At 58.3% G+C, this 26,479-nt stretch carries 23 protein-coding genes; 11 read left to right on the top strand and 12 right to left on the bottom strand.

Annotated elements, in window-relative coordinates:
* The first annotated feature begins 15 nt into the window (after positions 1–15).
* From DOU54_RS09280 to DOU54_RS09250, 7 genes are all read left to right on the top strand, one after another.
* Positions 16–627, top strand: a complete 612-nt coding sequence (locus tag DOU54_RS09280; protein WP_193603312.1) for a nicotinate-nucleotide adenylyltransferase — start codon at positions 16–18, stop codon at positions 625–627.
* A 114-nt stretch (positions 628–741) separates the two neighbouring features.
* Complete coding sequence (gene rsfS / locus DOU54_RS09275) at positions 742–1,185, top strand: ribosome silencing factor (protein ID WP_113381998.1); 444 nt, start codon at positions 742–744, stop codon at positions 1,183–1,185.
* 157 nt (positions 1,186–1,342) lie between these two features.
* Positions 1,343–1,825 carry a 23S rRNA (pseudouridine(1915)-N(3))-methyltransferase RlmH gene (rlmH, locus tag DOU54_RS09270; RefSeq protein ID WP_113731063.1) on the top strand — a complete coding sequence of 161 codons (483 nt, stop codon included), beginning with the start codon at positions 1,343–1,345 and terminating at the stop codon, positions 1,823–1,825.
* A 159-nt stretch (positions 1,826–1,984) separates the two neighbouring features.
* On the top strand, positions 1,985–3,382 hold the full coding sequence (locus tag DOU54_RS09265; protein ID WP_113382083.1) for a murein hydrolase activator EnvC family protein: 1,398 nt from the start codon (positions 1,985–1,987) through the stop codon (positions 3,380–3,382).
* A complete protein-coding gene (locus DOU54_RS09260; RefSeq protein WP_004444102.1) occupies positions 3,372–4,700 on the top strand; it encodes a S41 family peptidase in 1,329 nt (442 codons plus the stop codon). The genes DOU54_RS09265 and DOU54_RS09260 overlap by 11 nt, the downstream gene beginning before the upstream one ends.
* A gap of 62 nt (positions 4,701–4,762) precedes the next feature.
* Positions 4,763–5,956, top strand: coding sequence for a divergent polysaccharide deacetylase family protein (locus DOU54_RS09255; RefSeq protein ID WP_113381999.1), 1,194 nt, complete (start codon positions 4,763–4,765; stop codon positions 5,954–5,956).
* Between the two features lie 56 nt (positions 5,957–6,012).
* Positions 6,013–6,525, top strand: a complete 513-nt coding sequence (locus tag DOU54_RS09250; protein ID WP_022557006.1) for an RNA pyrophosphohydrolase — start codon at positions 6,013–6,015, stop codon at positions 6,523–6,525.
* A gap of 31 nt (positions 6,526–6,556) precedes the next feature.
* On the opposite strand, the gene bfr is transcribed toward DOU54_RS09250, so the two are convergent.
* From bfr to DOU54_RS09230, 4 genes are all read right to left on the bottom strand, one after another.
* Complete coding sequence (bfr, locus tag DOU54_RS09245; protein WP_004444094.1) at positions 6,557–7,048, bottom strand: bacterioferritin; 492 nt, start codon at positions 7,046–7,048, stop codon at positions 6,557–6,559.
* Positions 7,014–7,325, bottom strand: coding sequence for a (2Fe-2S)-binding protein (locus tag DOU54_RS09240; RefSeq protein ID WP_004444092.1), 312 nt, complete (start codon positions 7,323–7,325; stop codon positions 7,014–7,016). The genes bfr and DOU54_RS09240 overlap by 35 nt, the downstream gene beginning before the upstream one ends.
* Positions 7,326–7,591: 266 nt before the next feature.
* A complete protein-coding gene (gene phbB / locus DOU54_RS09235; RefSeq protein WP_022557005.1) occupies positions 7,592–8,317 on the bottom strand; it encodes an acetoacetyl-CoA reductase in 726 nt (241 codons plus the stop codon).
* A 157-nt stretch (positions 8,318–8,474) separates the two neighbouring features.
* Positions 8,475–9,656: an acetyl-CoA C-acetyltransferase gene (locus tag DOU54_RS09230; RefSeq protein ID WP_113382000.1), complete on the bottom strand. Its 1,182-nt coding sequence runs from the start codon at positions 9,654–9,656 to the stop codon at positions 8,475–8,477.
* A 243-nt stretch (positions 9,657–9,899) separates the two neighbouring features.
* Here DOU54_RS09230 and phaR point away from each other — a divergent pair, with 243 nt between their 5' ends.
* On the top strand, positions 9,900–10,475 hold the full coding sequence (phaR, locus tag DOU54_RS09225) for a polyhydroxyalkanoate synthesis repressor PhaR (protein ID WP_113382001.1): 576 nt from the start codon (positions 9,900–9,902) through the stop codon (positions 10,473–10,475).
* 61 nt (positions 10,476–10,536) lie between these two features.
* Here the strand turns inward: phaR and DOU54_RS09220 are convergent, their stop codons facing one another.
* Both DOU54_RS09220 and DOU54_RS09215 read right to left on the bottom strand, forming a co-directional pair.
* Complete coding sequence (locus DOU54_RS09220) at positions 10,537–11,913, bottom strand: MFS transporter (protein WP_113382002.1); 1,377 nt, start codon at positions 11,911–11,913, stop codon at positions 10,537–10,539.
* A 103-nt stretch (positions 11,914–12,016) separates the two neighbouring features.
* Entirely contained in the window at positions 12,017–16,777 is a 4,761-nt protein-coding gene (locus DOU54_RS09215) for an NAD-glutamate dehydrogenase (RefSeq protein WP_113382003.1), read from the bottom strand.
* Between the two features lie 541 nt (positions 16,778–17,318).
* Between DOU54_RS09215 and DOU54_RS09210 the strand changes: the two genes are divergently transcribed.
* A complete protein-coding gene (locus tag DOU54_RS09210; protein WP_004444078.1) occupies positions 17,319–17,888 on the top strand; it encodes a CarD family transcriptional regulator in 570 nt (189 codons plus the stop codon).
* A 71-nt stretch (positions 17,889–17,959) separates the two neighbouring features.
* Here the strand turns inward: DOU54_RS09210 and DOU54_RS09205 are convergent, their stop codons facing one another.
* Complete coding sequence (locus DOU54_RS09205) at positions 17,960–18,463, bottom strand: L,D-transpeptidase family protein (RefSeq protein WP_113382084.1); 504 nt, start codon at positions 18,461–18,463, stop codon at positions 17,960–17,962.
* A 183-nt stretch (positions 18,464–18,646) separates the two neighbouring features.
* Between DOU54_RS09205 and DOU54_RS09200 the strand changes: the two genes are divergently transcribed.
* Both DOU54_RS09200 and DOU54_RS09195 read left to right on the top strand, forming a co-directional pair.
* Positions 18,647–19,330: a response regulator transcription factor gene (locus DOU54_RS09200; protein ID WP_004444073.1), complete on the top strand. Its 684-nt coding sequence runs from the start codon at positions 18,647–18,649 to the stop codon at positions 19,328–19,330.
* A gap of 118 nt (positions 19,331–19,448) precedes the next feature.
* Positions 19,449–19,904: a cyclic nucleotide-binding domain-containing protein gene (locus DOU54_RS09195; RefSeq protein ID WP_004444071.1), complete on the top strand. Its 456-nt coding sequence runs from the start codon at positions 19,449–19,451 to the stop codon at positions 19,902–19,904.
* Positions 19,905–19,936: 32 nt separating this feature from the next.
* On the opposite strand, the gene DOU54_RS09190 is transcribed toward DOU54_RS09195, so the two are convergent.
* From DOU54_RS09190 to DOU54_RS09170, 5 genes are all read right to left on the bottom strand, one after another.
* The gene (locus tag DOU54_RS09190) at positions 19,937–20,740 is read right to left on the bottom strand and encodes an exodeoxyribonuclease III (RefSeq protein WP_004444069.1); all 804 of its coding nucleotides are present in this window, start codon (positions 20,738–20,740) and stop codon (positions 19,937–19,939) included.
* Between the two features lie 158 nt (positions 20,741–20,898).
* The gene (locus DOU54_RS09185) at positions 20,899–21,624 is read right to left on the bottom strand and encodes a LolA family protein (RefSeq protein ID WP_006698306.1); all 726 of its coding nucleotides are present in this window, start codon (positions 21,622–21,624) and stop codon (positions 20,899–20,901) included.
* Between the two features lie 47 nt (positions 21,625–21,671).
* On the bottom strand, positions 21,672–24,335 hold the full coding sequence (locus tag DOU54_RS09180; RefSeq protein WP_004444062.1) for a DNA translocase FtsK: 2,664 nt from the start codon (positions 24,333–24,335) through the stop codon (positions 21,672–21,674).
* A 273-nt stretch (positions 24,336–24,608) separates the two neighbouring features.
* Positions 24,609–25,955, bottom strand: a complete 1,347-nt coding sequence (locus tag DOU54_RS09175) for an ammonium transporter (RefSeq protein ID WP_004444059.1) — start codon at positions 25,953–25,955, stop codon at positions 24,609–24,611.
* 29 nt (positions 25,956–25,984) lie between these two features.
* Positions 25,985–26,335 carry a P-II family nitrogen regulator gene (locus DOU54_RS09170; protein ID WP_004444057.1) on the bottom strand — a complete coding sequence of 117 codons (351 nt, stop codon included), beginning with the start codon at positions 26,333–26,335 and terminating at the stop codon, positions 25,985–25,987.
* Positions 26,336–26,479: the final 144 nt, after the last annotated feature.

Below are 26,479 nucleotides of genomic sequence, written 5' to 3'. Positions count from 1 at the left end.
TATTTGCCGGCCGATATGCGCCTCGACAGACGTTATCTCACCATGCCGCATGTGGAGCGCGGCATGGTTGTCGGGCTGTTCGGCGGTTCTTTTAATCCGCCGCATGCCGGTCACGCGCTTGTTGCAGAGATTGCGCTGCGCAGGCTCGGTCTCGATCAGCTGTGGTGGATGGTGACGCCAGGCAATCCGTTGAAAAGCCGCTCAGAGCTGGCCTCTCTCGAAGATCGCATCGCTGCCTGCGAAAAGCTCGTTCACGATCCTCGCATCAAGGTCACGGCTTTCGAAAAATCGCTGGGCATAAGCTATACCGCTAATACGCTCGCCAAGGTGAAGGCGAAAAATCCGCACGTGCGCTTCATCTGGGTTATGGGTGCCGATAATCTCAAGAGTTTCCATCACTGGCAGAAATGGCGCACGATTGCTGAGACTTTCCCGATTGCGGTGATCGACAGGCCGGGTTCGACGCTTTCCTACCTCTCCTCCACCATGGCGCAGGCCTTCAGCCAGGCGCGGATCGATGAGGACGATGCCGGTGTTTTATGGAAAAAACCAGCGCCCGCCTGGGTTTTCATTCATGGACCGCGTTCCACGCTCAGCTCCACTGCGCTACGTAACGGCCGCAAATGACACGGCTGATCACAAATGATGTATGTGGCCGCCGTCTAAGGCTCCATATCTTGAAAAGTTAATGCTTTGATGCCACCTTCATTGTGTGACGCAGAGAATCGCGTCGCATAGTGCCTGTTTTGTCATTCTTGGAAAGGAAAACCTCTGACAACAGTACACGCCAAGGGAAGAGCATTCGTTGCTATCCCGAAGGGCCAGGACAGTGGCGCCGATGCCGCCGGCTATGCCCTCGACACCGTCCTCGCGAGCCTCGAGGACTCCAAGGCTGAAGATATCGTCTCTCTCAACATTGCCGGAAAATCGGCGCTTGCGGACTACATGGTTGTGGTTTCCGGGCGGTCGAACAGGCATGTCTCGGCGATTTGCGAGCATCTTCTGAAAGACATGAAGGATGAAGGGTTCGGAAACGCCCGCGTCGAAGGTCTTGAGACCGGCGACTGGGTGCTCATCGATACCGGCGATATCATCGTTCATGTGTTCCGACCGGAAATCCGCGCTTTCTACAACATCGAAAAAATGTGGGCGACGCCGGACATGCCGGAAGAGACACTGCATTGATGCGGTGAGCCTTTGAGCGAAGGCATCGTTTTTGCCGAAGATCGCCTGTGACTTCGGAGCGATGCTTCTGGCCGGAAATCAGGTCGGCCGCATAGGAATCCGCGCGCTATGCTGTTAAGAGCGTGGCCCGTTGGGCTACGACACGTGCAGGTTTGCGATGCGGATTTCAATTTTTGCGGTGGGACGGCTGAAATCCGGCCCCGAAAAGGATCTTGCGACCCGTTATATCGAGCGCCTCGCCAAGACTGGCCCGGTGGTCGGGCTGGAATTTTCGCGGGTCATCGAAGTCGCGGAAAGTCGTGCATCAAACGCAGAAACCCGCAAGCGCGAAGAGGCGGCGATGCTGGAAAAGCATCTTTCCGATGGCGCAGTGCTCATCTTACTCGATGAGCGTGGCAAGGCGCTCGACAGCCCGGCCTTTGCGTCCTTTTTCGGTGATCTGCGCGACAGCGGCAAGCGCGAACTTGTTATCGCCATCGGCGGGGCCGATGGTCTCGATCCCGGCCTTTATGACAGGGCGACAGCCGTTCTCAATCTCGGCAAACTGACATGGCCGCATCAGATTGTCCGCATTCTGATTGCCGAGCAGCTTTACCGCGCCGTTACCATCCTATCCGGTCACCCCTATCACCGGGTATGACGCGGGTACGGATGCGGGTGCCGTCGCAATTTCAACATGAAGCTCGGCGACACGGCTGACATGGGCATGGTCGTCGGCCGCCCCTTACAGGCCTCTTGGAAGATCGCGGTAAAATCCCTAATATCGGCGCTCCCTGCTTCGGCATCAAAGAAAGTTCAGATGGACAAGAAGTCTCCAGGAAAACGGCACGCGGCCCTTGCGGGCGCGGTTCTCGCTGCTTTCGTTGTGGGGATCGGTCCGACCTATTCGCGCGATGATGCGGGCGCCATTCCCACCGAGAATGGCGATTTATCTCCAGATGAGTTGCAGTCGCTGGAGAAGCGTCGTGACCAGAACCGTCAGGATCTGGAGGAGTTGGTCGACAGTATCGGACTTTCCGAGGACAAAACAAGGAAGCTCGAGGAGAGCATTGCATCCCTCAATCAGGACAGCGCCCGTATCCGGGAAGAGCTGATTGCGTCGGCTGCGAGACGCAAGGCGCTGGAAACCAAGATCAGCGATGGTGAGGATCGCCTGGCCAAGCTTTCGGTGCGCGAGGACGGCGTCAAGGCGTCTCTACGGGAGAGGCGCGGTGTACTGGCTGAGGTTCTGGCCGCGTTGCAGCGCATGGGCAGAAATCCGCCGCCCGCCCTGCTCGTTTCGCCGGAGGATGCGCTTGCTTCCGTTCGCAGCGCCATTCTTCTTGGCGCCGTTGTGCCCGGCATTCGCGGTGAAACGGACAAGCTGGTCGCCGCTCTCAAAGAATTGACCGATCTCAGACAGGCAATCGCTCGCGAAAAGGACGATCTTACGGGTATGATGACGGCAAGTCTTGAAGAGGAAAAACGCCTCGACCTGCTGATTGCCGAAAACGACCGCAAGAACTCCCAGACGGCGGCGGAGCTGGAGGCGGAGCGCAAGCGGTCCGAAGAACTTGCGAGCAAGGCGACGAGCCTCGAAGGGCTGGTCAGTTCGCTTGAAGGCGAAATTACCTCGGTACGGGAGGCGATGGAAAAGGCGCGTGCGGAAGAGCAGCGTCTGGCCCGTCTTTCGGAGGCGGAACGCGAAAAGCAGCGCGCCGCGGCCGAGGCTGGAATGCCCGATAAAAACCGTATTGCGCCCGCATATCCCTTCGCGAGTTTGAAGGGAAAGCTGGAGTTTCCGGTGGCGGGCGAAGTGCTGCGGCGCTTCGGCGATGCGGATGGTACGGGCCATTTTTCCAAGGGAGTTGTCGTCGCGAGCGGCCCGGAGGCCATCGTGACGGCGCCTGCGGACGGATTCGTGGTATTTGCCGGCGATTTTCGCAGCTACGGTCGCATGGTCATCCTCAATACCGGCGATGGGTATCACGTGGTCATGACGGGCATGGATAATGTAAGAACCCGGCAGGGCATGTTCGTGTTCTCCGGAGAGCCGATCGCCTCCATGGGGGCAAAAAGAGTAGCGAGTGCAGCAGCATTGGCGCTGGAAACCGACAGGCCAACGCTCTACATTGAGTTCAGGAAAGATGGTGTACCGGTTGATTCCCAACCGTGGTGGACCGCAAAAAATACCGGAAGGGCGCACAATGATTCGTAAGGTTTCGCTTCTCCTTATCGGTGGGCTTATGGGCGCCACGGCGATGAGCGTGATTTATTCGGCGAGCATGCCGGCACAGGCGGCCGGGCCTTCGACCTATAAGGAGCTGTCGATCTTTGGCGACGTGTTCGAACGCGTGCGTGCGCAATATGTGACGCCGCCGGATGACGAGAAGCTGGTGGAAAATGCCATTAATGGCATGCTCAGCTCGCTCGACCCGCATTCAAGCTTCATGAATGCGAAGGACGCCAACGACATGCGCACCCAGACCAAGGGTGAGTTCGGCGGCCTCGGCATTGAAGTGACGATGGAAAACGAACTGGTCAAGGTCATCTCTCCGATGGATGATACGCCAGCCTCCCGCGCGGGCATTCTTGCCGGCGACTTCATCTCCGAAATCGATGGTACGCCGGTTCGCGGACTGAAGCTGGAGCAGGCGGTCGAAAAGATGCGCGGCGCAGTCAAGACGCCCATCAAGCTGACCGTCATCCGCCAGGGCGCCGACAAGCCGCTTGAAATTACCGTTGTGCGCGACGTGATTGCCGTTCGCGCGGTCAAGTCGCGTGTCGAGGGCGATAATGTCGGTTATCTGCGCGTCATCTCCTTTACCGAGAAGACCTACGACGATCTCGAAAAGGCGATCAAGAAGATCAAGGCGGATGTTCCTGCCGACAAGCTGAAGGGTTACGTGCTCGACCTGCGCCTCAACCCGGGCGGTCTGCTCGATCAGGCGATCAATGTCTCCGACGCCTTCCTTGAGCGTGGTGAGGTCGTTTCGACCCGTGGCCGTAACCCCGACGAGACCCGCCGCTTCAACGCAACGGCCGGCGATCTGACCGACGGCAAGCCGGTGATCGTGCTCGTCAACGGCGGTTCGGCTTCGGCGTCTGAGATCGTTGCCGGCGCTCTGCAGGATTTGCGTCGCGCGACCGTTGTCGGCACGCGCTCCTTCGGCAAGGGTTCGGTTCAGACGATCATTCCGCTCGGCGAGGCCGGTGCGCTGCGTCTGACCACCGCGCTCTATTACACGCCGTCTGGCAAATCGATCCAGGGAACAGGTATCGAGCCCGATATCAAGGTAGAGCAGCCTTTGCCGCCGGAATTGCAGGGTCGCGTCACGGCAGAGGGCGAATCCAGTCTCTCCGGGCACATCAAGGGTCAGAGCGAAACGGACGAAGGTTCGGGTTCTTCGGCCTATGTTCCGCCGGAGGCCAAGGACGACATCCAGCTTAACTATGCGCTTGACCTGTTGCGTGGCGTCAAGACGGATCCGTCTTTCCCGCCCAACCCGGAAAAGGCTGTGGTCAACAAGCAATAAGAGCGCTGTGCCGGTTTCCGGCACTCCATCTCGATTGACAAACCCTCTGGACGGATCGTTCATTGCCTTCGGACCTGCGAAAACCGCTTCTGGGTCGTCAGAAAAAAAGCGCCGGTATCAACCGGCGCTTTTCCGTCATTATGGTTCTGGCGGCGCTTGCGGTTCTTTCCATCGGCGGACTGTCCGTCTACACGGCGCTCTCGCCCGGCAATCTGCAGAGGACGGCGACCGGGCCGGATCTTGAACTGCAGCCTGCGCAAAACAAAGCTGAACCATCCGTACCGGCCGAGGAGGCCGAAACGGCTGGTCTGCAACCGGAAAGTGGCCGATCTGGCGCGAACATCAATCGTGCGACCATGCCCGATGGTAACGTTGTCTCAGTCTATTCTCCTCGGCCCCGTGATAATGACGGGCCTGTGTTGATGAGCGGCCAGACCTATGGCCAGGACCCGCGGATGGCCACGCGGCCCAACGAGGAATTGCTTGAGGATACGGCCTTTGGCAGGTTGCCAGTGGTGGGCGCCGACGGATTGCGGCCGATGGAGCAATATGCGCGGCCCTGGTCGGGAGCGCGGGGCACGCGGGTGGCGATCGTGGTCGGTGGTCTCGGCCTCAGCCAGACAGGCTCGCAAAAGGCGATACGGGAACTGCCGCCGGAGGTGACGCTTGGCTTTGCCGCCAGCGGCAACAGCCTGCAACGCTGGATGCAGGAAGCACGCCGTGAGGGGCACGAAATTCTTCTCCAGATACCGCTGGAGCCCTTTGGTTATCCCGGCACCAATCCCGGCCCGGATACATTGATTGCCGCCGATCCCGCCAAGGTAAACCTCGACCGGCTGCATCGATCCATGGCCAAAATCACCAATTATACCGGCATCATGAATTATCTCGGCGGGCGCTTTCTCGCCGAGCAGGCGGCGCTGGAGCCGGTGATGCGTGATATCGGCAAACGTGGTCTGCTATTTCTGGACGATGGTTCGTCAGCGCAGTCCCTGAGTGGCGGGATTGCAAAGGCCATCTCTGCCCCCCAGGGTTTTGCCGATATTCTGCTCGACGGCGAAGTGACCGAAGCTTCCATCTTGCGGAAGTTGGACGAATTGGAGCGGGTCGCGCGCCGCAATGGTCAGGCGATCGGGGTGGCTTCTGCTTTTGATGAAAGCATTGCGGCGATCTCGCGGTGGTCCCGGGAAGCGGCGGGCCGCGGTATCGAGATCGTCGGCGTTTCCGCCCTTGTTTCGGAGCCGGCGGGGCAGTAAACCTTGCCTGCGGCCATTTCCGCGCCCTTGTGGCGCTCAGACAATGCGGGAAACCCATGACAATCAAAGCAGAAGATTTGCCCTATCGTCCCTGTGCGGGGATGATGGTTCTGAACGCCGAAGGCCTGGTGTGGGCCGGCCGGCGCATCAAGGAAGGCAATTCCGAATATGATGGCTCGCCGCATTTGTGGCAGATGCCACAGGGGGGGATTGATGAGGGCGAGCGGCCTCTGGCCGCGGCCATTCGCGAGCTTCACGAAGAGACGGGAATGAAAACGGTGCGGCTGCTGGCGGAAGCGAGCGACTGGATCCACTACGATCTTCCGCCGGAACTGATCGGCATCGGATTGAGGGGTAAATATCGCGGCCAGGCACAGCGCTGGTTCGCATTCCGGTTCGAAGGCGACGAAAGCGAAATCCAGATCGATCCGCCACCGACGGGGCACGCAGCCGAATTCGATGCCTGGGACTGGAAGCCGATGGAGAGCCTGCCTGAACTCATCGTTCCGTTCAAGCGCGGCGTCTACGAGAAAGTGGTTGCCGAATTCCGGCACCTTTCCGATAAATAAAAAGGCGGCCGCCGGCCGCCTTTTCGGTATTTTAGTGGTCTTCCGCTTCGTTGGCGGAATCCGCATTGAGCTGGCCGTATTTTTCTTCGCCGATCTTGCCGAGCAGTTCGAGCTGGGTCTCGAGGAAGTCGATATGACCCTCCTCGTCGATCAGCAGCGTTTCGAACAGCTTCATCGAAACGTAGTCGCCGGCCTCATGACAGATATCGCGGGATTTCTTATAAGACGCCCGTGCATCATATTCACCAGCAAGGTCGGCTTCGAGCACTTCCTTGACATTCTGTCCGATACGCAGGGGAGCAACGGTCTGGAGGTTGGGATGGCCCTCCAGGAAGATGATCCGGTCGATAAGCTTGTCTGCGTGCTGCATCTCTTCGATGGATTCCGCACGCTCCTTCTTGGCAAGCTTGGTGTAACCCCAGTCATTCAGAAGCCGGTAATGAAGCCAATACTGGTTTACTGCACCGAGTTCGAGAAAAAGGGCTTCGTTAAGCCGCTCGATGACTCTTTTGTCGCCTTTCAATGTCCGCTCTCCTGTTCTCTTCGTGGAATCGCTTCAGGCGGGACATAAAATCAAAAACATCGGCCTCAGTCGAGTGCCGACGGGCGTGATATTCTTCCGTGGTTTTGATAATCAGGTCGACAACGGTCGGAAAACAGCCACAGCAGCGACCTCGCTTTTCCATGGCATGATACACTTTTGCGGGAACGATAAGCTGCCAACAGTCCTCATCGAGGAGCTCGTTGATAACGTCCTTGATCTCATGATCGGTGATGTAATTGCAGCTGCAAACCAGCATGATGGACTGCCTGTATGACGCAACACGTTGTTTTCGTTCTTAAACCAAAACAGGACAGCGAATGTCAAGAAAAACCTCTTTTCAAATTCATAACGATTTTCTAGACTCGTTCTAAACTATACGAAAAATGTCGTATTTTCATTGGTTTAGCTGTCTCTTTTTTACGTCCTGTCCTGCTCAAGTTTTCGTGCGCGCCAAAATGTGCTGTCACGATATCACGAGAAGTTTACTGATCTGAACCGGCCGGAGCAGCAGGCGTGTAAATGTCAGGCGAAATATTGACCGCCATTCGCCGTCATTGTGGAACCGGTGATAAAGCCAGCCTCGTCCGAGACGAGAAACAGGACGCAACGCGCGATCTCCTCCGGTTCCCCAAGCCGTCCGATGGGGATTTGTGGCACGATCCGCTCGGCCAGAACCTTCTCCGGGATCGCTCTCACCATTTCCGTGCCGATATAGCCGGGGCAGATGGCGTTGACGGTGATATTGCGGCTTGCGCCCTCCTGCGCGAGCGCCTTGGTGAAGCCGATATCGCCGGCTTTCGACGCGGAGTAATTGACCTGGCCCGCCTGACCCTTCTGTCCATTGATGGAGGAAATATTGACGATGCGGCCGAAACCGCGCTCCCGCATGCCCGGCCAGACGGGGTGGGTCATATTGAAGACGCCGGTGAGGTTCGTGTCGATGACGTCACGCCACTGCTGCGGTGTCATCTTGTGAAACATGGCGTCACGGGTGATGCCGGCATTGTTGACGAGGATTTCGACCGGCCCGAGGGTTTCCTCCACCTTCGCGATACCGTTGACGCACGCGTCGTAGTCGCGCACGTCCCACTGGAACGCAGGAATGCCTGTCTCCGTCTGGAATGTCTCGGCCCGGTCCGTCGTGAATGCATAGTTGACGGCCACCCGATAGCCGGCTGCCTGCAGGGCGCGGGCTATGGCGGCACCTATACCGCTCGTCCCGCCGGAAATCAAAGCAACCCGGCTCATCTAGGCCTCCATGACCTGTCATTGAAGCGCCTGCAGTTGTGCAGGTGCTTGTTCATCGTGCTCAACCGCCACAGAAATGCGGCCAATGGGAGGCCGCTTCTATCTTATTGTCCGCTGAACCGGAATTGCTTTTTGGCAAGTGAGGGCGGCCCGCGCGTCAGAGCGCCTCGATGCACATGGCTACACCCATGCCGCCGCCGATGCAGAGTGTCGCAAGACCCTTGGACACGTTACGGCGGCGCATCTCGTAAATCAGGGTGTTCAGGACGCGGGCACCCGAAGCGCCGATCGGATGGCCGATGGCAATCGCTCCGCCGTTGACGTTGACGATATCAGAATCAAGGCCAAGCTCGCGCACGACGGCACAGGACTGGGCTGCAAACGCTTCGTTGGCTTCGACGAGGCCGATATCGCCTACCGACCAGCCGGCCTTGGCCAACGCCTTGCGGGAGGCGGGAATGGGGCCGGTGCCCATGATCTGCGGATCGACGCCCGCCGTCGCCCAGGAGGCAATACGGGCCAGTGGCTTGATGCCGCGCTTTTCTGCTTCCCGTTCCGACATCAAAAGCGTGGCGGCTGCGCCGTCGTTCAGACCTGAGGCGTTCCCCGCCGTCACGGTGCCGTCCTTGTCGAAGGCAGGGCGCAACTTGGCCATCGTTTCCAGCGATGCGCCGGCGCGGATATGTTCATCGGCGTCGATGACGATATCGGCCTTGCGGCCCTTCACGGTGAAAGCGACGATTTCGTCCACGAAACGTCCGGCAGCCTGTGCGGCTTCAGCCTTGTTTTGCGATGAGACCGCAAACTGGTCCTGCTCATCCCGGGAGAGTTGCCACTGGCGGGCTATGTTTTCAGCGGTGATGCCCATGTGATAGCCGTAAAAGGCGTCGGTCAGGCCGTCCTTCAGCATGGTGTCGATCATCTTGAAGTCGCCCATTTTCACGCCGCCACGCAAATGGGCGCAGTGAGGCGCCATGGACATGGATTCCTGACCGCCGGCAATGACGATGTCCGCATCACCCGTCAAGATTTGCTGCATGCCGAGGGCCACGGCGCGCAGTCCCGAGCCGCAGAGCTGGTTGAGGCCGAAAGCGGTCGCTTCCTGCGGAATGCCTGCCTTCATTGCGGCTTGCCGCGCCGGGTTCTGCCCTTCGCCCGCGGTGAGGACCTGACCGAGAATGACTTCATCAATTTCGTTCGCCGCAACGCTGGCACGTTCAAGCACGGCACTGATAACGGTCGCGCCGAGTTCGTGGGCCGGCGTATTGGCAAAGTGGCCATTGAAAGAACCGACGGCGGTGCGCGCAGCGCTGGCAATCACGATTGAAGGCAGGGTCATTTGTTTTCTCCTCACTTGCGGGCGGAGACTGGCAAAGCTTTCAATCCAAGTCAAATGACGAAAGTTGCTTTAAAAGATATTGCTAAATCACGTTGGAATCTTGCTAAAAATTGCTGCGCAAAAAACAAACTGTTGCGATGCACAAAACATTTGTCAGACAGCGCATTTTGCGCATACACTTTGCGCCGGGAAGAGCAATAACACCAAAAAACAAAAAAATACCATCATCGCGAGGAGGCGGGCATGGCGAAACACGACGGCGAAACGATCATTAAAAAATACGCCAATCGGCGGCTCTACAATACCGGCACCAGCACCTATGTAACGCTTGATGATCTGGCGCAGATGGTCAAGCGTGGTGAAGACTTCAAGGTTCAGGACGCGAAGTCATCCGAAGACATCACGCACGCCGTGCTGACGCAGATCATCGTCGAACAGGAGGCTAAAACCGGCAATACGCTGTTGCCGACGGCGTTTCTGCGTCAATTGATCTCCTATTATGGCGACCAGATGCAGATGGTCGTGCCGACATTTCTCGAACATTCCATGAAGACCTTTTCCGACCAGCAGAGCCAGATGCAGGAGCATATGGCCAAGGCTTTCGGTGACGGCTCGCTCGCCCGCAATTTTCAGGCGCCATTGCAGATGATGGAAGAGCAGGTCCGCCGAAATACGGAACTGTTCCGGCAGGCAATGCAGGGTTTCACGCCTTTTGCAATGCCACAGGCGCCGAAAGAGACCCGCAAGCCGAATGCATCCGAAATCGATGAGCTGAAGGCGCAGCTGCGCGCATTGCAGCAAAAGCTCGACCAGCTCTGACGCTATCCTCTGCGCGCCGATGCCGGATTGACCAGACCGCATCGGCTGCTGCCTCGCGCTTTCAGCTTGCCGTTCTTTCCGGCACGCGCAACAAAAGCAGAAACCCGGACCCCAGAAACAGGATGAGCGAGGCCATGCCAATGTGAGCAGAGCCGCTCATATAGGTTGTCATGGAAAACGACAGCGTCGCCATGAAGCTGGTCGCGCGTCCGGAGAGCGCGTAAATTCCGAAGTAGCGGCCTGCCTCCGCCACGGTGATATTGCGGGCGAGATAAGAGCGGGATGACGCCTGAACCGGGCCGAATGCAAGGCCGATCAGTACTCCATACAACAGATAGGCTTTTTCGGCGCCTGTCGCGAAAATACTGCCATCGTCCGCCGTCGACAAGTGTATCAGGCCGAACAGGGTGGAGCCCTTTTCGGTGGAGACGATGCCGAGCGTGGCTGCGAGCAGAAGCACGAGGCTGATGAGGATGGTGACGCGCGATCCAAGTCTCTGGTCAACTCGCCCGGCGGCAAAGCACCCCGCGATGGCGACGACGTTGAGCAGAATTCCAAAGAGGCCGATTTCCATCGTCGCCCAGCCGAACATGCCGGCGGCGAAGGCGCCGCCGAGAATGAGAACGCCGTTGACGCCATCCTGATAAAGCATGCGTGCGATCAGAAACCGCGACAGCATGGGGCGGTGGCGCAATTCGCGCAACGTAATCTTCAATTCCCCCAATCCCGAGCGGATTGCCGCTGCAAAGGGCAGACCTTTTTCAGCATCGGGGGTCAGCAGAAACATCGGCAGGATGAAGATGAGATACCAGAGCGCAGCGAGCGGACCGGTTATTCTCGCATCCTCACCGGTTGCGGGATCGAGGCCGAACAGAGGCTTGATGCCGGCGATGGTTACACCGGTTTGTGGATTGGCCGCCAGCAGCGTCACCACGGCGATCAGCACCACCATACCGCCGAGATAACCGAGCCCCCAGGCGAGATTGGAAATGCGCCCGACATTTTGCGGGTTGGTGAGCCGCGGCATCATGGAATCGTTGAAGACGATCGAGAATTCCGCCGCGATGGAGGCGAGGATCATGCAGATAACGGGCAGAATGACCGGCGATCCCGGTGCCGCGTACCAAAGGAGACACAGGCTGACGATCTTGATGACGGCAAAGAAGGCGATCCACGGCTTGCGTGCGCCGGACTGGTCGGCAATGGAGCCGAGGATAGGGGAGAAGAGGGCGATGATGATCGACGATACCGTCGCCACATTGCTCCACGTCGCCTGGGCCGCAATGGGATCGTCGGTGAGGCGGGCGACGAAATAGGGCCCGAAAACGAAGGTCGTGACAACCGTGAAGAAGGGTTGCGCCGCCCAGTCGAACATCACCCAGCCCCAGATGCCGCGTTTGGTAACGACTGCTTGCGCATTTGGGGCAGGGCTAGTCATTCATCGTCCTATCGGAAATTGGGAAATACGGCGCGATGCCGGTGCATCGTCTTGTCTGGCGCCATCCGGGTGGTGACCCGGATGGCGTTTTTAAGGCGGCCAATCAGCGTGCCTGAACGATATCGCCAAGCAGGCCCGCCGCCACGGTGAGCCGCGCGAGGTTTGTATCGCCGCTCTCGCTGAGCGCGCCGAGTTCGGAGACGATACGATTGACCCGCACGCGATCCGCCGCATACCAGGCCTGAACCGGATCCTTCTCCCTGGCATATTCTGTCAGGGCGGAGATAACGATCCGGCGTCTCGATGAGGAAATCTGGTCCTGGCTGCGCAGGAGAGCCAGGCTCTCGTAGTGATCCGCCGGTGTGATGCGCTGGCTGGCATCCAGCAGGCGCGCGACACGGAAGGTCGAGGAGACGGTGGCGTAGCTTTCAGCGGCGCGCGCGAGCGTTGTGCCCGCACTCTCGGCGATGCGCATGATTTCAGGCACATAGACGAGCAGCGAGAGCGTATCGAGTTCCTCCAGAAGAGCGGAAGGAACCCCGTCGATTTCCGTGATGCCGAGTTCGCGGCGATATTTCGCCGCTGCCGGTGACAGCGTCTTGATCGCGGTTTTCAGGCGCTCGATTTCCGTCGCCATGTCGCCCGGGGTCGCACCCGCGCTCCCGGTTTGCAGATAGAGCCTGCTCGCATCCGTGAAGATACGAGTGATCGTGGCATAAAGCCCATTCTGAACTTCGCCCCCGATCTGGCCGTCAAGCGCATCGACCTCGCTCCACAGTCGTTTGAGACCGAAGCCATCTTCAACGATTACTGCTGCCTTGACGACATCGGCCGCAAGCAGACCACTTGCATCGGCAAGTTTCTGCACGAAGCCGGGGCCGCCGCGATTGACCACGGCATTGGCAAGTGCGGTCGCGACGATTTCGCGATGCAGGCGATGCGATTTGATATCGTCGGCATAGTTCTTCTGCATCTTGGCCGGAAAATAATCGACCAGCAGATGCTGGAGATAGGGTTCGTCGGGAAGCGTGCTTGCCACCAGTGCATCAAACAAAGTGAGCTTGGCATAGGACAAGAGCACCCCGATCTCCGGCCGGGTCAGCGGTTTGCCGGTGGCGTATCTCTCGCTGAACTCGGCATTGTTGGGCAGGGTTTCGACCTTGCGGTTCAACTGCCCGGTTGCCTCCAGTGCGCTCATCAGGCGGCCGAGTTCTTCCCGGTTTGAAAGGCCCAGCCGCTCGGTCAGCGAGATCGCCAGCGATTGCAGATAGTTGTTGCGCAATACCAGCTGCGCCACCTCAGGCGTCATGGAGGCGAGAAGCTGGTTACGCTTCGGCATCGTCAGGCGACCGCTATTGACGGCGGAGGCGAGTGCGATCTTGATATTGACCTCGACGTCGGAGGAGTTCACGCCTGCCGAGTTGTCGATGGCGTCGGAATTGCAGCGCCCGCCCGAAAGCGCATAGGCGATGCGCCCCTTCTGGGTGATACCGAGATTGGCGCCTTCGCCGATGACCTTGGCGCGCACCTCCGTGGCGTTGACGCGGATGGGGTCGTTTGCCCTGTCGCCCACCTCGGCATTGGTTTCCACCGCCGCCTTGATGTAGGTGCCGATGCCGCCGAACCAGAGGAGATCGGCCGGGGCCTTGAGGATGGCGGTCATGATTTCGAACGGTGTGGCGACTGACTTGTCGATGCCGATGGCCGCCACGGCTTCCGGAGTCAGCGTCACCGATTTTTCAGAGCGCGAAATGATCATCGCACCGGCAGAGAGAGCCGAACGGTCATAATCCTGCCAGCTGGAACGCGGCAATTCGAACAGCCGCCTGCGCTCGGCGAAGGATTTGTCGGTATCGGGATCCGGATCAATGAAGATATCGCGGTGGTCGAAGGCGGCGATAAGCCTGATCTTCTCCGACAGCAGCATGCCGTTACCAAAGACGTCGCCGGACATATCGCCCACACCCGCCACCGTGAAGGGTGTGGTCTGGATGTCGGTGTTCATCTCCCGGAAATGGCGCTTCACCGTCTCCCATGCGCCACGCGCGGTGATGCCCATCTTCTTGTGGTCGTAACCGGCCGAACCGCCCGATGCAAAGGCATCGTCCAGCCAGAAGCCGGCTTCATGGGCAAGGCCGTTTGCCGTATCGGAGAAGGTGGCCGTTCCCTTGTCGGCGGCGACGACGAAATAGGGGTCGTCACCATCGAGCCGCAATGTGTCAGCCGGCGGCACGATGGCGTCGTCGACAATATTATCGGTGATGGACAGCAGTGTGCGGATATAGGTCTTATAGGCCTCGCGGCCGGCATTAAAGACCTCGTCGCGGGAGCCGCCGGCGGGCAGGTTCTTCGGGAAGAAACCGCCCTTGGCGCCGACGGGCACGATGACCGCGTTCTTCACCTGCTGCGCCTTGACAAGACCGAGCACCTCCGTGCGGTAATCCTGGCCGCGATCCGACCAGCGCAGACCACCGCGTGCAACCTTACCGAAGCGCAGATGCACGCCTTCGACCTCCGTTCCGTAAACGAAGATTTCGCGGAAGGGGCGCGGATCGGGCAGGCCGTCCAGATGTTTGGGATCGAATTTGAATGCCAGAATGTCACGCGGCGTGCCGTCGGCATTTTTCTGGAAGTAATTGGTGCGCAGGGTTGCATCGATGGCGTTGACGTAACGCCGGAGGGTGCGGTCCTCATCGAGATTGGGAACGCCGCTCAGGGCTGCTTCGATTGCCTTATGAATTTCCGCGAGTTTCTTCAGCCGCTTCTTCTCTTCGATGGATGGATCGAAGCCGGCCTTGAACAGCGCGAAAATATTCCCGGAGATGTCAGGATATTTATAGAGCGTTTCGGAGATATGTTCCTGCGAATAGACGATTCCGGTCTGGCGCAGGTACCGCGCGTAGGCGCGCAGCACGGAGACTTCGCGCACTGTGAGACCGCAGGCAAGGATCAGGCGGTTGAAGTTGTCATTGTCCACCTTTCCTGAAAAAGCAGCAAGGAAAGCTTCTTCGAGTTTCTGTCCGTAATGCGGCAGGTCGAGTGTCGTGCTGGCCGCGACCGATAGTTCCATGTCGTGCAGCACGATGTCGTGCTTTTCGCCATCCGCCACGACGCCGATATCGAAAGTGCGCTCGCTGATGACATTAAAACCAAGATTTTCGAGCAGCGGAACACGTCGTGAAAGCGGAAGATGGCCTTCGCGGTGGAAAATCTTCAGGGATAGCGTTCCCGCCGGCTGGCCTTCCTGCTGATAGAATTCAATGCGGACCGGATCGCCCTTCACAGCGGCCAGAATATCAGGCATGTCGCCGATCGCCTCTTCGGGCGTGAAAGCTTCCTGATAGGCCTGATCCACTTCCAGCACCGGTGCGCCCGGTTCGGACAGGGAGACGAAGTGATCTATCCAGCGTGCCGCAATATCGCTGACGGCATCTTCGAGCTTGTCCTGGGCGATGCGGGGCGTCTTGCCTTCCGTGCGGCCGACAATGAAATGGACGCGGGCAACGGCGCCTTCGGGGAAGGCGGGATAATAGGCCGAGATATGCCCGTCATAGACCCTGCTCAGATAATCGCCGATCTTCTCGCGCACATAGGAATTATACTCCTCGCGCGGAACGAAGATGATCGCCGAAACGAAGCGGTCGAAACGGTCTATACGTGCGAGCACGCGCACACGCGGACGGTCGCTGAGCTCCATGATCTGCTCGATGAAGCGGATCAGAAGGTCGGTTTCGATCTGGAAAAGATCGTCACGCGGATAGGCTTCCAGCGTGTTCTGCAGGATGCGGCCCGAATGGCTGTTTGGATCGAAGCCGAAATGCCGCTCGACTTCCGCGACCTTGGCGCGCAGCAAGGGGATTTGCTTGACTGAACGTGTATAAGCAGTTGCCGTGAAAAGGCCGACGATGCGCAGCTCACCAACGACATTGCCGTCCTCGTCGAAGCGCTTGATACCGATATAGTCCATATAGGCGCGACGATGCACGATGGACTTCACATTAGCCTTGGTAACGATGAGGAAATCCGGGCCATCGAGGAAGGCAAGGATTTCCGGTGTCGTCGTCACGGCATTCTTGCCGAGGCGCAGCACGCGGACATCCGGGTCGCTGAGGCTGCCGAGGCCGACGCCGTCACCGCGCTCGATCTTCGCGTTCTTCCCCTTGCCGGAATAGGTGTAGTCACGCATGCCCAGGAAGGTGAAATTGTCGTTGCGAAGCCAGTTGAGGAATTCGACCGCCTCCGTCCGTTCGGCCTTGCGCCGCGACGAGCCGCGTTTCGACAGTTCATCCAACGCCTCGTCTAGCTTCGCCAGCATGGGCCGCCAGTCGCGATAGGCCGATTCCACCTGCTTCAGCACGAAGCGAAGCCGCTCCTCCAGAGCCGAGGCTCCCTGCTGCGAAAGCGGTGCGATGTGCAGCTGGATAAGACTTATATTGCCGGCCGGATCATCATCGGGCTCGGCAAGGCGGTAACCACCCTTCGCATCATCGTCTCGGACGAGGATCGGGTGCACGGCAAGATAAAGACCACGATAACTGCTGGTGACTTCGCCCATAACAGAATCGTAGAGGAAGGGCATGTTGCGGCCGATAATGGTCAGAACCGTTACCGGCACGTCCCGCGGGGAAACACCCTCGACTTGGGAAATGCTGATATGAGGGGTGTCCCCGGTCCATCGCGAAAGCGCCTGGAAACTGTGGGCGGCACTCGCCGCCAGCATCTCGGCGGAATAATATTCTATATCGTCGACACTTGCCCTTCCATAAAGAATACCAGGATCAAGAAATTCGACATTTTCGGCAATTGCCTGCTGGCGCGCTTTTTCGATCTGTTTTTCGCGTTTTGGATTGTTTCTGTAGCCCATTTGACGTGGATTCCTCCAAAAATCACACTTTAATATAAAAAAGCATCGCCAATTTGCGGATTTTGCCTTTTCAGTCGAATCGGATATTGGCGTGGAATTACGAAGAGTTTAAGAGGCTATCGTGTTTCTTCAGGCGGTAAGTGAAATTTTTTTGCTTCTTTTCTCGCGAGGCTCAGTTTAGAAGCATACGACAGTATTTTTGCGGCTAATTTTTAAGCGGTTCTTGAGCCGCAATGTGATGTTGCGGCCACGGTTGAAGCAAATTATTGATTTGCGCCTATTTTTGTGGTACACCAACAACACTGATCCACAGCGCGGCATTTGTGTGCCCAAAAACACCACGAAAGCAACACCTCTTTTGCACGCGGTTTCCGTGACATATCGAGCGTTTACGTTATCGAACCCCGCGAGGCGGGAAGGTGTATTTTTGCGTGCACGGCTGGACCAGTGCGGAATCACCTGACGGTTCCCCCGTCTCATCAGGGCCTGACCGACCCAACCCCGGCATCCCCGGGTATGTAACAGGGAGTTTTTAGAACGAATGACGACCCAGCAGAAGAAATCTCCAGCACATCACGGCTTTAAAACCGGTGAAGCGATTGTGTATCCCGCTCATGGTGTCGGTACCATTTCTGCCATCGAGGAACAAGAAGTCGCCGGCATGAAGCTTGAGCTTTTTGTCATTGATTTCGAAAAAGACAAGATGCGTCTTAAAGTTCCCGTCGCCAAAGCCGTCAGCATCGGCATGCGCAAGCTTTCCGAAGGCGATTTTGTCGAGCGGGCGCTGAAAGTGGTGCAGGGCAAGGCACGTGTGAAGCGTACCATGTGGTCGCGCCGTGCGCAGGAATATGATGCGAAGATCAACTCCGGCGATCTCATCGCGATCGCGGAAGTCGTTCGCGATCTTTACCGCGCGGAAAACCAGCCTGAGCAGTCCTATTCCGAGCGCCAGCTTTACGAAGCCGCTCTCGACCGCATGGCGCGCGAAATCGCCGCTGTCAACAAGATGTCCGAAACCGAGGCTGTTCGCCTGGTGGAAGTCAACCTTGCCAAGGGCCCCAAGCGCGGCAAGGCTGTCGAGGAAGACGATTCTCAGGACGAAGCCGCGTAATCGCCGGCCTCTTCCTTCTAAAAAAACCCGCCTTTATGGCGGGTTTTTTGTTGTCCAAGTGCCGGCTTAATTCACAAGATGCGGATTTTCGTGCCTTTGCGCAGATGCGGCAGGACGCGCCGCATGTCGCGGGGATGCAGTGCTACGCAACCTGCTGTTGGTTCATATCCCGGCCGAATAATATGCATGAAGATTGCCGAGCCGCGGTTGCGGCTTCTTGAGGTGACGTTCCAGTCCAGCACGAGACAGACATCGTAAAGGCCATCTGTGCGCATCATGTCCTCGTGGCTCGGCGCGAAAGGTGCCTTGACCAGCCTATTGTAATTGGGGTTGCCGGGCTCATCACACCACAGCATCGATTTCCGCGTACGTTGCATCGGCAGGGCAGTCGTGATGGCGGACATGCGGTCGCCGCGATAAAAGCCATGCAGCAGGCGGGTCAAGGAAATCGGCGACTTTCCGTCACCTTCTCGTTTTCGTGCAGTACGGCCATTGCGCCCGATGGCAGCCGGAAATGTGAGATGGCCGAGCTGAACGATGGCCCGGTTGATTTTCAAAGGAGCTGGCCGAACCATGAGCGTTGATGCGCGTTTACGTTGTTCTACGGGACGTTTGCTCATGTTTTTCACGAGATTTTGCTTTGCAGGTTATTTAACGTGAAGTCATAGCACTTCATCATGTGATGGCAATGGGTTGACCTTTTACCGGCAAACCGCTGAATTGGCTGACGATTAAAGTAAGAAAGGCTGAGAATCCGAATGACGGCTCGCACTATCCTTCTCGTGGACGATGACGACGATCTTCGGGAGACGCTGACCGAGCAATTGTCTCCCTATGAGGAATTCTCGCTGTTGAGCGGCGCAAACGCCGCACAGGCGATGCAGACCGCCAAAACTTCGCAGGTCGATCTACTCATCATGGATGTCGGCCTTCCCGACATGGATGGCCGCGAAGCTGTGAAGCTTTTACGCAAGGGCGGCTTCAAGGCGCCCATCATCATGCTCACGGGTCACGATACGGATTCGGACACGATCCTTGGCCTTGAGGCTGGCGCCAATGACTACGTGACAAAGCCTTTCCGCTTCGCCGTGCTTCTCGCCCGCATCCGGGCCCAGTTGCGTCAATATGAACAGAGCGAGGATGCGGTCTTCACCGTTGGTCCTTATCAGTTCAAGCCCAGCCAGAAGCTCCTGACGACCGAAGACGGCAAGAAAATCCGGCTGACGGAAAAAGAGGCCGCGATCATTCGTTATCTCTACCGGGCAGGCAGCACGGTCGTGACGCGCGACGTCCTGCTGGAAGAGGTCTGGGGTTACAATTCCGGGGTCACGACCCACACGCTCGAAACGCACGTTTATCGCCTGCGTCAGAAGATCGAGCGGGATCCTTCCAATGCCGAGATTCTCGTAACCGAGAACGGCGGCTACAAGATCGTCCCCTGATAGACCCCCGGGGGGTCCCCCCGAGTTGTTGAGCATTGCTCTAGCACCTTGTGTTTTGAAGGCCGATATTGGAAAACCGCTATAGCAACGCAGGCGGTTTTCCGGAGTAACAATCGACATGGCCTTGACCGACGATATCATGCTGCTGGGGCAAGTGCCGTTGTTTGCGGGCTTCAGTGATGATCAGCTGCGGCTCATCGCCTTCGGCGCAGAGCGCCGGCGTGTCGCGGCGGGACAGACCTTGTTTCGCGAACACTCCCCTGCCGAATGCGCCTTTGCCGTGACGTCGGGTCATTTCGAGCTTTTTTCAGCCGGACGGGACGGCAAGCCCGTGCTGCAGGCTACGCCCGGAAAGGGCGCCCTGCTTTCGGAACTTGCGCTTTTTACCCTTTGCGAAAGAAAATTTACTGCCGTGGCTGCGGAGGATTCCGAAGTCATCCGGATAACGCGCATTCTCTTTCACCGTCTGGTGGAAGAGTTTCCTGAGGTCGCCGACATCGTTTCGGCGCGCATTCGCGACAATATCGCGTCTCTGGCCGCCGGTGCGGCCCGTTTGCAGAACCGCTTCATGTGACCGCGCGCCAGATCACCGCGTTCGGCATTGGTTCAAAACCGGAAATGGGCGGTGACTGGAACGTGATCCGATGGTCGGTTCCAGCCGCGGGCTTCCCGCAATATCTCGATCCTGTCAAGCGACGGGCCGAGATCCTGAGACGACCAGATGTGATCGAGGCGGCGGCCGCGATCAGCCGCTTCCCAGTCCTTGGCGCGGTAACTCCACCACGTATAGATTTTTTCCGTCGCCGGCACATTCAGCCGCATCAGATCAAGCCAGTTGCCCTTCTTCATGATGTCCAGCATACCCTCGGTTTCCACCGGCGTGTGGCTGACGATCTTGAGAAGCTGCTTGTGCGACCAGACATCGTTTTCGAGCGGCGCTATATTGAGGTCGCCGACGAGTATGGAAGAGGTGCCCGGCACGCCATCGGCACGCAATGCCTTCATTTCCTCAATGAAATCCAGCTTGTGGCCGAATTTCGGATTGATTGAGCGATCAGGTTCGTCGCCGCCTGCCGGAACATAAAAATTATGGAGCCGGATGCGGCGCGATCCCACCTGGACAATCGCGGAAATATGGCGCGCGTCGCCAATTCCGCAGTAATCCTGCCGATGATCTTCCGTCAGCGGGATTTTCGAGGCAATGGCGACACCATGATAGCCCTTCTGGCCGTGAATGATCACGTGCTCGTAACCCAGCGCCTTCAACGGCTTCATCGGAAACTCGCCATTCGGGCATTTGGTTTCCTGCAGGCAGAGAATGTCGGGTTTGTAACGCACCAGAAACTGCTCGACGATCGGCATTCTGAGCCTGACCGAGTTGATGTTCCAGGTGGTTATCGAAAACGACATAAATGAGCTCCGCTTTTATCGCCTCGAAGCAAGGCCTCAAGGCTGTTTCCGGGGCGCAGGCTTATAACATCGTGACGAAAACGGGAATGTATTTTAGCGGCAAAATGAAAAAGGCGGCCTGAGAGCCGCCTTCACACAGCATACATCGACAGGGAGCGTCAGCCGCGCTTGCGTACTTCTTCATAATTGATGTTGAAGACGCGTTCATCGAGGTTCACGCCGGTCTGAACGTTGAAGATCATGACGGTCGTGTCCTTGTTCTGGGCGTCCGTCGTGGTCCATTGCCGCAGATCGAACGTCTTCGGGTCGAACATCAGCGTGATGGTGGAATCACCGAACACGCTCTTGTCACCGAGGACGATGGTGGTCAGGTCAGATTCTTCCTTCACATCCCGGACCTTCTGGTTGCTGAGATCGATCTTGTCGGAGAGAAGCAGGCTGAGCGGAGTCTTCGACAGTGGATAAAGATCCCATGTCTTCAGCTTCATATTGCCGATGACGACATTCTTGCCATCGGAGATGACGCGCATCGGCGAGGGGTCTTCATAATTGAAGCGGAGCTTGCCTGGCCGTTCGATGTAGAACTTGCCGCCGGTCTGTTCCCCGCGCGGGCCGAACTGCACGAATTCACCCATCATGGTTTTGACCGACGAAAAGTGGTTCGCGATCTTCTGTGCCGTTGCGGTATTGCCGGCTGCCTGGGCAAAGGCGTCGAGCGGCGAGATGCCAGCGATCACGGCAGCCATGGAAAATGCCGTCAGCACCCCACGCCGCGTCACGCCATTTTGCGCTGCGCTTGCATTGGCCGTTTCGCCGGTGGTCAGGTCGTTCATTCTGTTCTCCTTCATCGCAGCGATTGTCCGCGAAAAACGCGGCGGCTTCATGACGTGAAAGCGTGTAATAACGCTTCTCGACGCCGCTTGGTTGCGGATTATCGCTCGATGATATCTGCTTCCGTGGGAACGAGGATTTCGCGTTTTCCGGCGTGGTTGGCGGGGCCGATAATGCCTTCCTGCTCCATGCGTTCGATCAGCGATGCCGCGCGGTTGTAACCGATGCCGAGACGACGCTGCACATAGGAGGTGGAGGCTTTGCCATCGCGAAGTACGACGGCCACGGCCTGATCGTAGGGGTCCTCGGAATCCGAGAAGCTGGCGCCGCCGGCCGGGCTTGCGCCAGCGCCGTCCTCGTCTTCTTCTTCGGTAATCTCTTCGAGATACTCAGGCGACCCTTGTGTCTTCAGATAGGAAACGATCTCTTCCACTTCATTGTCGGAAACGAAGGGCCCGTGCACACGCTGGATGCGTCCGCCGCCCGCCATGTAAAGCATATCACCCATGCCGAGCAGCTGTTCGGCGCCCTGCTCTCCAAGGATCGTGCGGCTGTCGATCTTCGAGGTGACCTGGAATGAGATGCGTGTCGGGAAGTTGGCCTTGATCGTGCCGGTGATGACGTCGACCGAAGGACGCTGGGTGGCCATGATGACATGGATGCCGGCAGCACGCGCCATCTGCGCCAAACGCTGCACCGCGCCTTCGATATCCTTGCCGGCCACCATCATCAGGTCGGCCATCTCGTCGATGATGACGACGATATAGGGCAGGGGCTTCAGATCGAACTCTTCCGTTTCGTAGATTGCCTCGCCGGTCTGGCGGTCGAAACCGGTCTGCACCGTGCGGGTGAGGATTTCGCCCTTGTCGAGCGCCTGCTGCACGCGGCTGTTGAAGCCGTCGATATTGCGCACGCCGATCTTGGACATCTTCTTGTAGCGTTCCTCCATCTCGCGCACCGTCCATTTGAGCGCGACGACCGCCTTTTTCGGATCCGTGACGACGGGAGAAAGCAGGTGCGGAATGCCGTCATAGATCGACAGTTCCAGCATTTTCGGGTCGATCATGATCAGGCGGCACTGTTCCGGTGACATGCGGTAAAGCAGCGACAGGATCATGGTGTTGATGGCAACGGACTTGCCCGAACCGGTGGTGCCTGCAACGAGCAGGTGCGGCATCTTGGCGAGATCGGCGATGACGGGTTCGCCGCCGATGGTCTTGCCGAGCGCCATGGCAAGCTTGGCTTTGCTGTTTTCGAAATCGCGGCTGCCGATCAGTTCGCGCAGGAACACGGTTTCGCGGGTCTGGTTCGGCAGTTCGATGCCGATGGCATTGCGGCCGGGAACAACGGCCACGCGGGCGGCGATCGCGCTCATGGAGCGGGCGATATCATCCGCGAGGCCGATGACACGCGACGATTTGATGCCGGGGGCCGGTTCCAGCTCGTAAAGTGTGACGACCGGGCCGGGGCGGACATGAATGATTTCACCCTTGACGCCGAAGTCTTCAAGAACCCCCTCGAGAAGACGGGCGTTCTGCTCGAGCACCTCTTCGCTTAGCGTATTGTCGCGAACAATGTTCTTGGGCTCCGCCAGAAGATGAACGGTAGGAAGCTGGAAACCGTCTGCGGCGATGAAAGAGGCCTGTGCTTCGCGTGCCACACGCTCACTGGGCTTCGGGCGTGCCGAAGGAGCGGTTATTTTCGTCTGTCCGCGTCCCGGCGCCTGTCGGGCAGTGAATTTCTGGTCGATGTCGTCATCGGAAAGGATGCCACTTGGCAGGCGGGCCTCGTCAGTACCGAAGGACGGCTCGCCGTCCCCATCGTCTTCATGACTGGGCGCGATGGAGGGAGGAGACATCTGGCGACGCGATGCAGTTCGTTCTTCGAAAGAGGGTTCCGCGCGCTGGTCGAGACGGTTGATCGCCGTCTTGAGGCGCGACGGCTCGTTTAGCGTGCCGAATTCATACTCGTTGAAATCATAGGGATGTTCGAATTCGTCATGCAGCGATTTCGACTTCAGGCCGAACAGGCGACGAAAACGGGCCTGGGTGATGTACCAGTAGTGCGTCAGTGCGCCGAAGGCGAGAATATTGGCGAAGAAACCCTCGCCATCATCCTCGTCGTCCTCTTCCGCCTCGCGGACGGCGCGGGCCTTGCTGACGGCCGGTCCGGGTTCTTCACGCTCCAGTTCATCGTCCAGACCGCCGACAATGCCGGCGGCAAACAGCATGAGCCAGGTAGCCGGCGCGGCGAATATTACCCCAAGTATCGTCGCAACGGTGCCCGTGGGATAAGCGCCGATGAATAGGGCGGGAAAACGAAGGATCATGTCGCCGATCACGCCGCCGATACCGTTCGGCAGCGGCCAGGTGACGGGAGCCGGAAAGCAGCCGAGGGACGCAGCGCAGACGATCGCGCCCGCGATCCAGGCCACGAGGCGGGCGGGTATGCGCTGCAGCTTGCGGCCGGCGATCAGGGCGATCGCCCATGCAATGACCGGCAGCAGGGAAATGATGGCCGAAAGCCCGAGGAACTGCATAACGATATCCGCGAAGATCGCGCCGCCGTAGCCCAGGAGATTGGTTGGTTGGTTTCCTGTGGCATAGGACAGGCTCGGATCCGCCACATTCCACGTCGCGAGCGCGGCGATACCGAGTGCAATCGTGGCAAGCAGAGCGAAACCGGCCAGAGCCATAATCTGCCGCACGAAAAACGCCGTCAGCACAAAACGTGTGTGACGACCATCGAATGTCGGAGAATGCATTCTGCCCATGTCCCTGAACCCGTCATTTTTTGGTTTCGGCGAGATCCGGCACACGGCCTGATCCCGGATTGACAGGGAAAACTAACCGCCAGCTGGTTAATGTCGTGTTAACCATGCGGTTTTTTGAGGATGCCAGAGCGTTTTAGGGTGAGCGTTTGAGCGGATTTCAGCTTTGAAGCGGTTGCGCAACGGCAGATTGGCGGCAAAGAAAAAGGCCCGTCGAAACGGGCCTTTCTTTTGGGAATGGGGATGGAGAACCCCATTTTCCCGGTATCAGGAGTGGTAAGCGGCTTCGCCGTGGGTGGCGAGGTCCAGACCTTCGCGCTCGGCTTCGACCGGGACGCGGAGCCCGACGATCACATCGACGATCTTGTAAAGGATTGCAGAGACGATGGCGCACCAGACAATGGTGATGGCGACGGCCACGAACTGCGTCCAGAGCTGCGAGGCGATGGAGAATTCGGGCTTGCCGGTGCCGCCGAGTAGCGGCGAGGTGAAGATGCCGGTGCCGAGTGCGCCGATGATGCCGCCGATGCCGTGAACGCCGAAGACGTCAGCGGTATCGTCGTAACCGAACTTGTTCTTCACCACGGAGACGAAGAAGTAGCAGATCGGCGAGACGATGAGGCCGAGAACGATGGCACCCATCGGGCCAACCGAGCCTGCAGCAGGTGTGACGGCAACGAGGCCGGCGATCATGCCCGACGCGGCGCCCAGCATGGATGCCTTGCCACGGGTGAAGCTTTCAACCAGCGACCAGGAAACAATGGCGGCTGCGGTTGCGAGGAAGGTGTTCATGGTTGCGAGAACCGCACCACCCGATGCTTCGAGGTTGGAGCCGGCGTTGAAGCCGAACCAGCCGAACCACAGCATGGCTGCACCGACGAGTGTCAGTGTCATGGAGTGAGGAGCCATCATGTCCTTGCCGAAGCCGGTGCGCTTGCCGACCATGATCGCGCCGATCAGGCCTGCGATACCGGCATTGATGTGGACGACCGTGCCGCCGGCGAAGTCGAGAGCGCCCATGCCGAAGATCAGGCCGTTTGCGTCCCAGACCATATGGGCGACCGGGAAATACACGAAGGTGGCCCACAGGATGGTGAAGAGGATGACGGCGGAGAACTTCACGCGTTCCGCGAAGGCACCGATGATCAGCGCCGGGGTGATGGCCGCAAAGGTCATCTGGAAGGCGATGAAGGTATATTCGTAGATCACGACGCCCTGCGAGAAGGTTGCCGAGGTGCTGTCAAGCGAAACGCCCGACAGGAAAAGCTTGCCGAAGCCGCCGAAATAAGGGCCGGTGCCGCCGCCGAAGGCGAAAGAGTAACCGTAGATGACCCAGATGAGCATCATGACGGCGGTGATGACCGTGCACTGCATGAGAACGGAGAGCATGTTCTTCGTGCGGACAAGACCGCCGTAAAACAGCGCCAGGCCCGGAAGGATCATGAAGAGCACGAGGATGGTGGCGACATACATGAAGGCTGTGTCGGCCTTTTCCGGAACAGGCGCTGCGGCTGCGGCCGGCGCTGCATCCTGGGCAAAGGCGATGGCCGGGGCCATCAGGGCCGTCGCTGTTGCGCCCAGCTTGCCGAGCGTCAAAAACTTGTTGAGTTGCATAGCTAGAAAACTCCCCTGTCAGCCGTGCTTCAAAGCGCTTCTGTGTTGGTTTCGCCGGTACGGATGCGCACGGCCTGTTCAATTGAGTAAACGAAGATCTTGCCGTCGCCGATCTGCCCGGTCTTTGCCGCAGATGCGATCGCTTCGACGGCCTTGTCCACGACGTCGGATGGAACAGCGATCTCGATCTTTAGCTTGGGAAGGAAGCTCACCGCATATTCCGTGCCGCGATAAATCTCGGTATGTCCCTTCTGGCGCCCGTAACCCTTTACTTCGGTCACGGTCAGGCCCTGGATGCCGACGCCGGTGAGTGCTTCACGCACTTCATCCAGCTTGAACGGCTTGATAATGGCCATCACAATTTTCATCTGGTTTCCCATCCTTTGTTTGTCCTCGGCACGGAGCCGACTCTCCTGCCGCTGGCAGATCAGTAACAGCGACTGCGGACATACATTCAAAGGGCGTGCCAGTTTTGAGTGTGTAACTAACTTATTGAAATGTAATGTTTATATGACGGACGTCTG

This window comes from Agrobacterium sp. MS2 (genome assembly GCF_003261015.1).
In the GTDB taxonomy this organism is placed as follows: Bacteria; Pseudomonadota; Alphaproteobacteria; order Rhizobiales; family Rhizobiaceae; genus Agrobacterium; species Agrobacterium pusense.
The sequence above is the reverse complement of the archived record's forward strand: the minus strand, read 5'-3'. Positions and strand labels throughout refer to the sequence as shown.

What these genes read in the sequence shown, in the direction of transcription:
- DOU54_RS09280 (WP_193603312.1), top strand. Translation starts at nt 16, where the DNA reads ATGCGCCTCGACAGACGTTATCTCACCATGCCGCATGTGGAGCGCGGC.
- rlmH (WP_113731063.1), top strand. Translation starts at nt 1,343, where the DNA reads ATGCGGATTTCAATTTTTGCGGTGGGACGGCTGAAATCCGGCCCCGAA.
- DOU54_RS09265 (WP_113382083.1), top strand. Translation starts at nt 1,985, where the DNA reads ATGGACAAGAAGTCTCCAGGAAAACGGCACGCGGCCCTTGCGGGCGCG.
- DOU54_RS09260 (WP_004444102.1), top strand. Translation starts at nt 3,372, where the DNA reads ATGATTCGTAAGGTTTCGCTTCTCCTTATCGGTGGGCTTATGGGCGCC.
- DOU54_RS09250 (WP_022557006.1), top strand. Translation starts at nt 6,013, where the DNA reads ATGACAATCAAAGCAGAAGATTTGCCCTATCGTCCCTGTGCGGGGATG.
- DOU54_RS09240 (WP_004444092.1), bottom strand. Translation starts at nt 7,325, where the DNA reads ATGCTGGTTTGCAGCTGCAATTACATCACCGATCATGAGATCAAGGAC.
- phbB (WP_022557005.1), bottom strand. Translation starts at nt 8,317, where the DNA reads ATGAGCCGGGTTGCTTTGATTTCCGGCGGGACGAGCGGTATAGGTGCC.
- DOU54_RS09230 (WP_113382000.1), bottom strand. Translation starts at nt 9,656, where the DNA reads ATGACCCTGCCTTCAATCGTGATTGCCAGCGCTGCGCGCACCGCCGTC.
- phaR (WP_113382001.1), top strand. Translation starts at nt 9,900, where the DNA reads ATGGCGAAACACGACGGCGAAACGATCATTAAAAAATACGCCAATCGG.
- DOU54_RS09220 (WP_113382002.1), bottom strand. Translation starts at nt 11,913, where the DNA reads ATGACTAGCCCTGCCCCAAATGCGCAAGCAGTCGTTACCAAACGCGGC.
- DOU54_RS09215 (WP_113382003.1), bottom strand. Translation starts at nt 16,777, where the DNA reads ATGGGCTACAGAAACAATCCAAAACGCGAAAAACAGATCGAAAAAGCG.
- DOU54_RS09210 (WP_004444078.1), top strand. Translation starts at nt 17,319, where the DNA reads ATGACGACCCAGCAGAAGAAATCTCCAGCACATCACGGCTTTAAAACC.
- DOU54_RS09205 (WP_113382084.1), bottom strand. Translation starts at nt 18,463, where the DNA reads ATGGTTCGGCCAGCTCCTTTGAAAATCAACCGGGCCATCGTTCAGCTC.
- DOU54_RS09200 (WP_004444073.1), top strand. Translation starts at nt 18,647, where the DNA reads ATGACGGCTCGCACTATCCTTCTCGTGGACGATGACGACGATCTTCGG.
- DOU54_RS09195 (WP_004444071.1), top strand. Translation starts at nt 19,449, where the DNA reads ATGGCCTTGACCGACGATATCATGCTGCTGGGGCAAGTGCCGTTGTTT.
- DOU54_RS09190 (WP_004444069.1), bottom strand. Translation starts at nt 20,740, where the DNA reads ATGTCGTTTTCGATAACCACCTGGAACATCAACTCGGTCAGGCTCAGA.
- DOU54_RS09185 (WP_006698306.1), bottom strand. Translation starts at nt 21,624, where the DNA reads ATGAAGCCGCCGCGTTTTTCGCGGACAATCGCTGCGATGAAGGAGAAC.
- DOU54_RS09180 (WP_004444062.1), bottom strand. Translation starts at nt 24,335, where the DNA reads ATGCATTCTCCGACATTCGATGGTCGTCACACACGTTTTGTGCTGACG.
- DOU54_RS09175 (WP_004444059.1), bottom strand. Translation starts at nt 25,955, where the DNA reads ATGCAACTCAACAAGTTTTTGACGCTCGGCAAGCTGGGCGCAACAGCG.
- DOU54_RS09170 (WP_004444057.1), bottom strand. Translation starts at nt 26,335, where the DNA reads ATGGGAAACCAGATGAAAATTGTGATGGCCATTATCAAGCCGTTCAAG.